9 protein-coding genes and 1 pseudogene are annotated in these 9,609 nt (G+C 57.3%); 8 read left to right on the top strand and 2 right to left on the bottom strand.

All coding sequences use genetic code 11. The features are described from left to right. The coding region (locus AC1D2R_RS31915) for a site-specific integrase (RefSeq protein WP_477973810.1) at nt 1–943 on the top strand (943 nt) is incomplete at its 5' end. A 148-nt stretch (nt 944–1,091) separates the two neighbouring features. Here AC1D2R_RS31915 and AC1D2R_RS31910 read toward each other — a convergent pair. Continuing rightward, on the bottom strand, nt 1,092–1,781 hold the full coding sequence (locus tag AC1D2R_RS31910; RefSeq protein ID WP_477973809.1) for an NADPH-dependent F420 reductase: 690 nt from the start codon (nt 1,779–1,781) through the stop codon (nt 1,092–1,094). Nucleotides 1,782–1,921: 140 nt separating this feature from the next. Here AC1D2R_RS31910 and AC1D2R_RS31905 point away from each other — a divergent pair, with 140 nt between their 5' ends. Further along, nucleotides 1,922–5,161 (top strand): AAA family ATPase, encoded by a 3,240-nt coding sequence (locus tag AC1D2R_RS31905; RefSeq protein WP_477973807.1) that lies wholly within the window; start codon nt 1,922–1,924, stop codon nt 5,159–5,161. Between the two features lie 278 nt (nt 5,162–5,439). On the opposite strand, the gene AC1D2R_RS31900 is transcribed toward AC1D2R_RS31905, so the two are convergent. Further along, nucleotides 5,440–5,625 carry a hypothetical protein gene (locus AC1D2R_RS31900; RefSeq protein ID WP_477973805.1) on the bottom strand — a complete coding sequence of 62 codons (186 nt, stop codon included), beginning with the start codon at nt 5,623–5,625 and terminating at the stop codon, nt 5,440–5,442. A 294-nt stretch (nt 5,626–5,919) separates the two neighbouring features. On the opposite strand from AC1D2R_RS31900, the gene AC1D2R_RS31895 reads away from it, so the two are divergent. From AC1D2R_RS31895 to AC1D2R_RS31870, 6 genes and pseudogenes are all read left to right on the top strand, one after another. Then, the gene (locus AC1D2R_RS31895; protein ID WP_477973803.1) at nt 5,920–6,213 is read left to right on the top strand and encodes a hypothetical protein; all 294 of its coding nucleotides are present in this window, start codon (nt 5,920–5,922) and stop codon (nt 6,211–6,213) included. 2 nt (nt 6,214–6,215) lie between these two features. Then, nucleotides 6,216–7,442: a YcaO-like family protein gene (locus AC1D2R_RS31890; RefSeq protein ID WP_477973812.1), complete on the top strand. Its 1,227-nt coding sequence runs from the start codon at nt 6,216–6,218 to the stop codon at nt 7,440–7,442. Next, nucleotides 7,426–8,508: a TfuA-like protein gene (locus AC1D2R_RS31885; protein ID WP_477973801.1), complete on the top strand. Its 1,083-nt coding sequence runs from the start codon at nt 7,426–7,428 to the stop codon at nt 8,506–8,508. Before AC1D2R_RS31890 ends, AC1D2R_RS31885 begins: the two co-directional genes overlap by 17 nt. Nucleotides 8,509–8,659: 151 nt before the next feature. Next, complete coding sequence (locus AC1D2R_RS31880; protein ID WP_477973799.1) at nt 8,660–8,917, top strand: type II toxin-antitoxin system VapB family antitoxin; 258 nt, start codon at nt 8,660–8,662, stop codon at nt 8,915–8,917. Next, nucleotides 8,914–9,321, top strand: a complete 408-nt coding sequence (locus tag AC1D2R_RS31875) for a type II toxin-antitoxin system VapC family toxin (protein WP_477973797.1) — start codon at nt 8,914–8,916, stop codon at nt 9,319–9,321. The genes AC1D2R_RS31880 and AC1D2R_RS31875 overlap by 4 nt, the downstream gene beginning before the upstream one ends. Further along, a pseudogene (locus AC1D2R_RS31870) lies at nt 9,321–9,609 on the top strand (integrase); the annotation flags it as partial. The gene AC1D2R_RS31875 and the pseudogene AC1D2R_RS31870, both read left to right, overlap by 1 nt.

The raw sequence follows: 9,609 nt of genomic DNA, 5'->3' as shown, positions 1-9,609 counted from the left end.
TGATCTCGCCTATCTGCAGGCCTGGTCGCTGGCCGCCACCGGCAGTGCCCTGCCTTGGCCGGCGCCGGAAGCCTTGCTGCTGAAATTCGTCGCCCATCATCTGTGGGATCCGCAACATGGCATGCCCGGTGTCGTCGACCGACAGCTCCGCGGCCAGGGTTTTCTGCGGTCCACCGGTCCGCACGCGCCCGACACGGTTCGCCGGCGTCTTGCCAGCTGGTCGACGCTGACCAAGTGGCGCGGCCTGACGGGTGTCTTCAACTCCCCTGCCCTGAAGTCGGCCATTCGGCTGGCGGTGCGCACCACGCCGCGGCTGCCAAAGCGCAAGAGCGCCAAGGCGGTGACATCCGACGTGTTGACCGAGCTGCTGGCGACCTGTCAGAGCGACGGCTTGCGCGACGTGCGCGACCGAGCCGTCCTGATGGTGGGGTTTGCTTCCGGCGGCCGTCGCCGCAGTGAGATTGCCGGCCTGCGCGTCGAGCAGCTCACGGTCGAGGACGCTGTCCCTGGCGCCGACGGCACCCTCCTCCCCTCACTTTCCATCCATCTCGGACGAACAAAGACATCCGGCGACGATGATGACGAAGTCGTCTATCTCACAGGCCGGCCTGTCGATGCGCTGAACGCCTGGCTGCAGGCGGCGAAGATCGACAAGGGCAGCATCTTTAGGGCCATCGACCGCTGGGGCAATGTTTCCCACCGCACGTTAGATCCGAAGTCGGTCAATGACATCGTCAAGCATCGGGCAGCGCTCGCTGGGCTGGAGGCTAAGGAGTTTTCCGCACACGGACTGCGATCAGGATATTTGACGGAGGCGGCGAACCGTGGGATCCCCCTTCCTGAGGCTATGGAGCAATCGCGCCACCGCTCGCTTCAGCAAGCATCCAGCTATTACAACAACGCCACACGGCGGAGCGGTAGGGCAGCGCGACTAATCACATGAGCCAGAACATCCCTGCAATTACGGAACAAAGATCCATAAATGCAAGGATGATTGAACGCAGAATTGAAGCCAATGAGGATTTCTGATGCGTCGGTCTGGCAAGGTAGCAGCCGGGGATATGGCGCTGCTGCCTGCCGAACTACTCAGGTCATCTGAAAGAGTCCGGCCCCTGGTCTCGCAAATCGCCGGGAGTAGCGCCGCTTGCTGTTAAAATTACTGGCGTGATGACAAGCCCTCGGCCCTGAACATAAGCCAATTGAATAATCAACTCGGCCAAGGGCTCTAGGTACCGAGCGCTTTCAATACCACCGGTATCAACGGCAACGTATCCAATTTCGCGAACCAGTGCAGCCACCCGAGCCTTGGCCCCCGCATCGTCTCCGGCCAAAAAGACCTGGGGAGCGATGCCTCCAAACGACAACTCGGCCGATACCACGTCCGCGAAGATAGCGTTGAACGCTTTTACCACCTTTGAGCGTGGCGCAAGCCTCTGACATGTTTCGCCCGCAGAATCGTTATGTCCGATAGTGAGTTGCATATAATCGGCAGTGAGCGGATTGGTGCAATCGACAAGGATTTTGGAATCGATGTCTCCGAGCAGCTCCAATATTTCAGCTAAGTTGACAAACGGGACAGCGAGAAAAATTACGTCTGCCTCGGCCACAAACGATCTCGAATCCCCGCCTCGGACGCCGAGCGCCTCGGCCGCAAGCTGACCAGTCTTATGATCTCGAGATCCCAGGATGACTTGATGCGACGTTTTTGAAAAACGTTTCGCTAGGGCGCATCCGACGGTGCCCGTTCCCACGATTAGTAGTGTCAACCTTGGGCTGGACATGAGAGTCCTCGCAGCTGTCAGTGCTTAAGAATGTTCGCGACGCTGTTGGTCGTCAAGTAGATTCTGTACGAGCATCACGGATTCCGTACTATGTTGGTAAGGTAGGTTAGGGCCGCAGCCTCTACCGATTGGAGATGCCCATGTCGCTTACCCTCCGACAATGGCTCAAGCAGATAGGCTTGTCGGAATATGCCGACCGGTTCGAGGAGAATAATATTGATTTTGGGGTTCTTGAATATCTAACCAGCAGTGACCTGCGCGAAATTGGCATCAAAGCGGTCGGCGATCGGCGGCGATTGATCGCCGCTGCGAAACAGTACGCTGCCCAATCGTCCGGCGCTACCCCCACATCGCGTCGAAGGGATCATCCCGGAGCATCCTCTGCCTCGGCCGGAAGAGCAGAACGACGGAATCTCGCGATTCTCTTCTGCGACCTCGTGGGATCTACCCAAATGTCGGAACTGTTAGACGCCGAAGAGTTGCGCGACATCGTTGCTGGATACCAATCAACTGCCGCCCGAGTGATACGGAAATATGGTGGGACGATATCCCAATTTATGGGCGACGGCGTAATGACTTACTTCGGGTGGCCCCGTGCGCGGGAAAATAACTCGGAGAGTGCCGTCCGGGCGGCGATTGAACTCAGCAAGGCTGTCAGGGAAATGGGGCTGTCCTGCCGAATTGGAATTGCGACTGGCTCCGTGGTGGTCGGCGATATCCAGGTTGATAGTCTCAGCCTGAAGGACCAGGTCGTGGGCCGGACACCCAATCTTGCAGCTCGGCTACAAACGGAAGCGGAAGCTGACACTATCGTTGTTACGAACGAGACTCGTGCGGTGGCCGGGGAGGAGTTCGTCTACAGCGATCTTGGCCTTCGGGTGATGAAGGGGATTGCGACGTCGGTCAGACTTTGGCGGGTTGACGGGCTAAGGCTGCGCGGACCTGTAAAGCACTTTGCCCACTGGGACACGCCCATTTTTGGCCGCGTCGAGCAGTTGGACGCATTGATGAGACTGTGGGACGACGCAAGAACGGGCAGACAGCGCTCTGTTCTGGTTCAGGGGGACCCCGGCATCGGCAAGTCACGCTTGGTATCCGAAGTGCTGACTCACGCAGAACCGGGCCGAGACTCCGTGCTGCTAGAATTCCAATGCTCGCCCTTCCATAGCCACGAGCCGTTATTTCCGCTGCTGGACCACTTCCGGCGCTCTCTTCTTCCTCAAGGAAATGTTGGCACGTCGGATCCGCTCCGGGCACTCGTAGGAGACGAGCGACCAGAACGCCGGGACGCCGCCCGGGTCCTCATTGCCCTCCTTTCTGGTGATCCCGACGGCCATTTGTCCGGTCTGACAGCGAGGGGACGGAAAGAACGGACGTTCGGCGCCATCCAGTCCGTGCTTGATACCATTTCGATGTTTCGAACACTCTTGATAGTCGTGGAAGATCTCCACTGGGCGGACCCAAGCACGATCGAGTTTTTCCAGCGGTTCATACATGATCCTGCAAGACGAAATGCTCTCGCAGTGTTTACCTGTCGCAGCGAGGCTACAGCGCAACTGTCCGGTATGCGCTTCGATGAATTTATCGACGTCCCGCGTCTTTCGTATGGAGAAGTCAACGAACTGATTGAAGCAATCCCTGGCGGTTCAGAACTGCCGGGGCCAATCCGGACCGCGATCGCGAACCGTTCCGACGGCGTTCCTCTCTATGTTGAAGAACTCGCGAAATCGGTGCTGGACGGCGATCAAATATCTCTGGGACGGCAGGAACGCGACCTCAATTTGACATCTGTCCCGATGACTTTGCATGACTCGCTCATCGCGAGGATAGACCGCCTGCCAATAAAGATGGAGATACCTCAAGCAGCGGCAGCGATCGGTCGGGAATTTTCTTCTCACGTGTTGAAGATTGCGCTCGGGTACCGCGGATCAGAAGTAGAAAACGCCCTGCGTCGCTTAATCAGCGCTCAGGTCGTTAAGGCGGATCCAGGGCGGACCGGCCATTTTATGTTCAAACATTCATTGATGCGTGACGCAATATACGAAAGCATGCTTTCAAAGGCGAGAAAAGCCGTTCATTGCCAGATTGCTATTGCCCTGGAGAACACTCATTCCGCAGGCGGATCACCTCACGTTCTCGCGCACCACTGGGCTTCAGGCGAAAACAATATCAAGGCGTTCGAGTACTACTCGCACGCCGCCTCCCTCGCCAAGGCAAACTTCGCGAACAAGGAGGCCATAGCGTACTACCGACAATCCCTGCGCCATCTGTGCTCGGCGACGGATGTATCTGTCCCATCAGCGGCCGAATTGAAGACAGCGCTGCTTGAACAACTGAGCGAGGTACAGTTCCTTTCGCACAATATTGACGAGGCGGAAACGGCCCTGCGCGAGGCGATGGATCTTGCGCCCAACGAGCCTCTCCAGCGGGCCCGGCTGCTGCGGAAGCTGGGCGCTGCACTTCAACAAGACAGGAACAGATCCCTGCAGGTCCTTGAGGAAGCCGAGCAGGCTCTCAACAAGCTCCAAGATACATCGACCAAGGATGGGCTGCGCGAATGGATCGAAATTCAGCTCTCAAGATGCAACGCCAACTACTGGAGTGGCAACGGCGGAGAGATGAGCAATCTGCTGGAAGGGATCGCCCCTCGTCTACATGTCTGCTCAGCTGACCAACTGGCAGAATTCTTCAACCAGTGCGTCCTCAGAGATCTGAGACTTCAGCGCTATCGTACATCTTTGGCTACCATCAAACTTGCGCGGGACTACGTGAAGGCCGCCAAGCGGACCAAAAACTTGGCTACGATATCGTCGTCTTTGTTCATCCTCGGGTTTGCGTACCTAAACAGCGGCAGGTACCGGAACGCCGAACGCACCCTGCTGAACGGGATGCAGGTCGCTCAGCGGTCCGGCCACAAGGCGATTGAACTTCGCTGTCGCGTGTATCTCAGCTTGGCGTACCGTCTGCAGGGGGAGGTCGAGGCTGCTATCGAAGCCGCCACGGAATCAGCGGAAACAGCCCGGGTCGAGGCAATGTCGGAATATGTTGGTCTCGCCAGCGCAAACCTCGCGTGGGCGCACTGGAGAAGAGGTCGGTTGGAGGACGCCCGTTTGGAAGCGGAACGCGCCGTCCGGGAGTTTGACAAGTCCAAAATTGCCTACCCATTCGAGTGGACAGCCTTGTTGGTCTTGTTGGCGACTGCCCATCAAGATTTCGATCGGATCAAAATACTATGCGATCGTCTCTTGAGCAGCACTCAGCAAGAGTTACCAAAAGCCGTACGCGCGGAAATCGACAAGATTGCGACGAGTTCCGATGCAAACCGGTTAGCGGTACTTCAGCTGGTGATCTCTGCATGCAGAAAGCACAACCTTCTATGACTGCGGCCTGGTAACCTGGTTGGGTAGCCGGAGAAAAGGATGCATCGTGGGCGTCATTTCGCTGTTCATGGCGTCATTCCGCTGATCGCAAGTTGTCGGCCGCGAGCAGGGATCTCTGGGTGAATAGTGATGCCAAGTTCGTGATCTGACGGAAACAGCATCATCGACATGCCCATCAACTCTGTGGAGCCGAACATTTGCAAAAAACGGCCTGCCGCAAGCCTTCATTGCTTCCTTGATCGTTTGGGCGGGAGCGTAGAGCCGCCATAACCGAACAATCACATCGAACTAATGTCAGTGCCTCCCAGCATGCTCGATTCGAGTAGCGAATTCAGCATGCCGAGCACGAGAACGACCTTGGTCGTTCGCTCGCACTCGATCAAAGGTAGCGCTTGTTCCGCAGACCAAGGGCCGACAATCACCGTGGCGGCAGCATGAATTAGATTGCGGATCGGTGCGTTCATGGAATTCACGCCAACTACGACGTCGGTCCGCTTCAGCGAATGCATCCTTGTGGCCCTGGCATATTAGATAAGCAAAATGTTGGTACTTGCCAATCGCAGCTATCCGGCGCAATCTCTGGGTTGTTCATTGTGCAGACGTGTCCAGGCAGCATTTCCAATCGTCCAGACCGGTTGTTTCGACTTCATGCCTGCTGAAATGGCAGCCGAAGTACAGGGCGTTGATGCGCTTCGTCAATACAGCCCAAGTCTGAGATTGGAAGGTGCTCTGGTGGGGTCTGCAAGGGAGAGGAAGCTATGTCTAAAGATGACGACAGCGACGAATTCCGCCATGATCTTATAATTGCCAGCGACGACGGAAGTGTTCTGCTCATTCCTCGTGATGTGTGGGACCAGAACGAGTATCGGGTGGACACGGCGACGTTCTGGTCCGACGACGGCTGGAAGGTTGTTCGCGAACTTCTGCAGCGCGGCGTGGTGCTTGCAGCCGTTCCGCCCAAGCTTCCACCAGACGATCCGCGGCCACTTGGCACCTGCTGGCTCGTGAACATAGAAGGCTTGAAGCAGTCCACGAAGTTCCACGCTCGGTGACGATGGAAGATTTACAAGCCGAATCTTGGCCGCGGTTCATTCGCGAGGTGGATCCGGCTGAGACTCTGACTAGGATGGTTCCTTTCCTGCGTGAAATCGGCGTTTCGCGCATTGCCGATATTACGGGTCTCGATTCAATTGGATTGCCTGTCGCGGTTGCGTACAGGCCGAACGCTCGATCGCTCGCCACCTGTCACGGCAAAGGTGGAACACTGACCGAGGCGAAGACGGCAGCCGTGATGGAGGCACTTGAACGCCACTGCGCAGAGAACCCCAAAGTAGCTTTACGCTACGCGTGCTTCAAAGAACTGCTCGACGGAGGGCGAGTGGTGGACCTGGACATCCTACCCAGAATGGTTGAAGTGCCGCCACCCAAAACTCGCCGCTCCCTGTGGGCCTGTGCAACGGGCATGGTCACCGGAGAGAGCGTATGGGTCCCCTTTGAGACAGTTCATCTGGACTTTGCTCTTCCGCTGCCGACGAACCTTGAATGTTTGCTGGTAGGGTCTGGAGGACTGGCTTCTGGAAACACGATAAAGGAAGCTGCGGTCCATGCGATCAGCGAACTGATCGAAAGGGATTCCCTCGCCCTTTGGCGATCAAGAGGCACGGCGAGACGAGAGACTGCCGTCGACTTGGAAACGGTCGATGATCCTTGGTCATCTGAGTTTCTCGACACACTCAACCGGTCCGGCACGAGAACCGCTGTTTGGGACATGACGAGTGATCTCGGCGTACCCGCGTTCTTTTGCGAGATATGGCCTGGCGACTCGTCGACGTTCCGGAGCGTGGGTCCCGCTGCCGGCAGCGCATGTCATCCGATAAGTGGCATTGCGCTGGGGAAAGCAGTCACCGAGGCGGTCCAAAGCAGACTGACGATGATTTCTGGAACGCGCGATGACCTCACGCGAGAGATGTTTGTGCGCGGCCCGTCACAAGCAGCACCTAGTGAAATAAGGAGCCGCCCAAGCAAGGCCTTCAGTGACATTCCTAGTGCGCAAGGTTTCACCAGCATCGATCACGCGCTCGAATATCTCTTGCGCAGAATGAGCCTTGCCGGCATCGATGAACCTCTCATCGTTGACCTATCGCATAGTGGGATTCCTGCTGCCGTGGTGCGTGTTATCGCACCGGGGCTTGAAGGTTCGTGCGATGCGCCGGGTTATATGGCTGGAATGCGTGCCAGGCGATTAGCCGCCTTCCGAGATGACAATGTCGACCGCAACTAGCAAAGTAACGGTCTTCGTGGGCCCGTCGCTCGGAGGCCATCGCCCATCCAGTCTCGGCGTCGACCTCGACTATCGCCCGCCTGCTTCCCAAGGGGATCTCATAGCGGCTGCGGTTGACGCTCCGACAGCTATCATCTTAATCGACGGCTATTTCGAGAATGTGCCCGCAGTGCACCATAAGGAAATCCTGTGGGCCCTTGACCAAGGCATCACAGTATATGGAGCCGCGTCGATCGGGGCTCTCCGGGCCGCAGAACTGAGCCGGTTTGGCATGATCGGCGTAGGAAAAACATTCGAATCTTTCGAGTCGGGAGAACTCGAGTGTGACGATGAGGTCGCCCTGGTCCATGGACCGGCAGAAGTCAACTATCAGCCGCTTTCGGAGCCACTGGTGAACATTCGATCGACGATGTCATCCGCTGTGGAATCTGGAGTGATTGAAGAAGACTTTGCCGCCTCCTTAGTTGGCCGTGCCAAGGCGACCTTTTACCCAGAACGTAGCTTCCATCGACTGCTAGGCGGTCTCGACCACCAGACAGATCGAACTGGCGCGGAGCGACTGGCAAGCTGGTTGCCAAGTGGGAGGCGGGATCAAAAACATATCGATGCAATGGCGTGCCTTGATCGCGCGACCGCTGATCTGCAGCGGCCATCCGACGGATACAGACGTGTGAGCTTCGATTTCGTCCTTACGGATGCTTTTTCTCAGCTTTTACAATTCACTGCGGCACGCCTGCCGCTTGGCAGTACTTCTGCATACGGGTTGATTCAGTTGTGTTCCGATACGATCGCCGTCCTATCCGCGTCCGGTGCTGTGGGCGCCGCCGCTTTGGCGATAGACAGAGCTACACGCGGTCAAGTTCCTGTTCAGGTACTAAATGAGGCTGTTGCTTCTTTCGTTGGACGCCTGCCGGGAGGAGATATTGGTACCTGGATGGAGACCAGGAATATGGATCTCGATAGTCTGTCCCGGATAATAGAGGAACTAGCGCGGATGGACCGATCGTCGGAAGCCGCAGAGGCGTTGGTCCACAGAATGGTTCATTCCAAACTTAAACTGAGATAACGGCTCTGCACATGTCACTATTTGTTAACCATACTAGGTCGTCTAACTGCCGATAAATAACACTTATCGGAAGTTAGCCATCTGCGCGCTTATTCTTGCCATCTTGCGCTGTAATCGCTATGTTGAACGCATAATTTCGACGAGGAACGCCATGTCTGAACCGCAGCTTTCCATCCGCAGCAGCAAGGCCCGGGATCTGGCCCATGCGCTTTCCCGCCGCACCGGCCAGCCGATCAACCGGCTGGTGGAGTTGGCGCTCGAGCATTATGACGTCGAGCTTCGGCAGCAGGGCAACGGCCATCCGCTCGATGCCGTATGGGAACTCGCTGCCGAAGGCCGCCGTACGGTTCCGGCAGGCACCACGTCGGCTCACGACGATCTCTATGACGAGAACGGGTTACCGAAATGATCGCTGTCGACACCTCGGTGCTGATTGCGATCATGCTCAATGAGCCGGAAGCCGAAACGTTCAAGGCCGTGATGCGGCAGGAACTGACTATCGTCATTGGGTGGCCAACGCTGTTCGAAACCCGCGCGGTTCTGACGGCAAAGCGATTTTCCAATGCTGGCGAAATCGTCGCGCGGCTTTCCAAGGCGCCAAACATCACCGCGGTCGCCTTTGATGGCAAACATTATCACGCGGCCGAGCAAGCACTGGAGCGCTTCGGCAAGGGCCGACATTCTGCCAGCCTTAACATGGGCGATTGTTTCTCCTATGCCGTTGCCGCGGTTGCCAAGGCGCCTCTGCTGTTCAAGGGGCAAGATTTCGGACAGACGGATTTGAAACTCCACTCTTCTTCGTCGACGGCGTGATGGGTGCGGACCCGCCTCCCGCCGACCGCCGAGCCCAGGAACTCGACACCATCGCCGCGGTGCTGCCGATCGAGCGCCGCGATGAGCTTGCCGAACTGCTGACCGACCAGGATGTCGAAACGCTGCGGCATCTGGTCAACTCCGGCATGGGCGACAACACGCTGAGGGCGCTCACCTCTGATCTCGCCTATCTGCAGGCCTGGTCGCTGGCCGCCACCGGCAGTGCCCTGCCTTGGCCGGCGCCGGAAGCCTTGCTGCTGAAATTCGTCGCCCATCATCTGTGGGATC

This window comes from Rhizobium sp. P1_C7 (assembly GCF_056406295.1).
This window is presented reverse-complemented; position numbering and strand designations above follow the sequence as displayed.

What these genes read in the sequence shown, in the direction of transcription:
- AC1D2R_RS31910 (WP_477973809.1), bottom strand. Translation starts at nt 1,781, where the DNA reads ATGTCCAGCCCAAGGTTGACACTACTAATCGTGGGAACGGGCACCGTC.
- AC1D2R_RS31905 (WP_477973807.1), top strand. Translation starts at nt 1,922, where the DNA reads ATGTCGCTTACCCTCCGACAATGGCTCAAGCAGATAGGCTTGTCGGAA.
- AC1D2R_RS31900 (WP_477973805.1), bottom strand. Translation starts at nt 5,625, where the DNA reads ATGAACGCACCGATCCGCAATCTAATTCATGCTGCCGCCACGGTGATT.
- AC1D2R_RS31895 (WP_477973803.1), top strand. Translation starts at nt 5,920, where the DNA reads ATGTCTAAAGATGACGACAGCGACGAATTCCGCCATGATCTTATAATT.
- AC1D2R_RS31890 (WP_477973812.1), top strand. Translation starts at nt 6,216, where the DNA reads ATGGAAGATTTACAAGCCGAATCTTGGCCGCGGTTCATTCGCGAGGTG.
- AC1D2R_RS31885 (WP_477973801.1), top strand. Translation starts at nt 7,426, where the DNA reads ATGTCGACCGCAACTAGCAAAGTAACGGTCTTCGTGGGCCCGTCGCTC.
- AC1D2R_RS31880 (WP_477973799.1), top strand. Translation starts at nt 8,660, where the DNA reads ATGTCTGAACCGCAGCTTTCCATCCGCAGCAGCAAGGCCCGGGATCTG.
- AC1D2R_RS31875 (WP_477973797.1), top strand. Translation starts at nt 8,914, where the DNA reads ATGATCGCTGTCGACACCTCGGTGCTGATTGCGATCATGCTCAATGAG.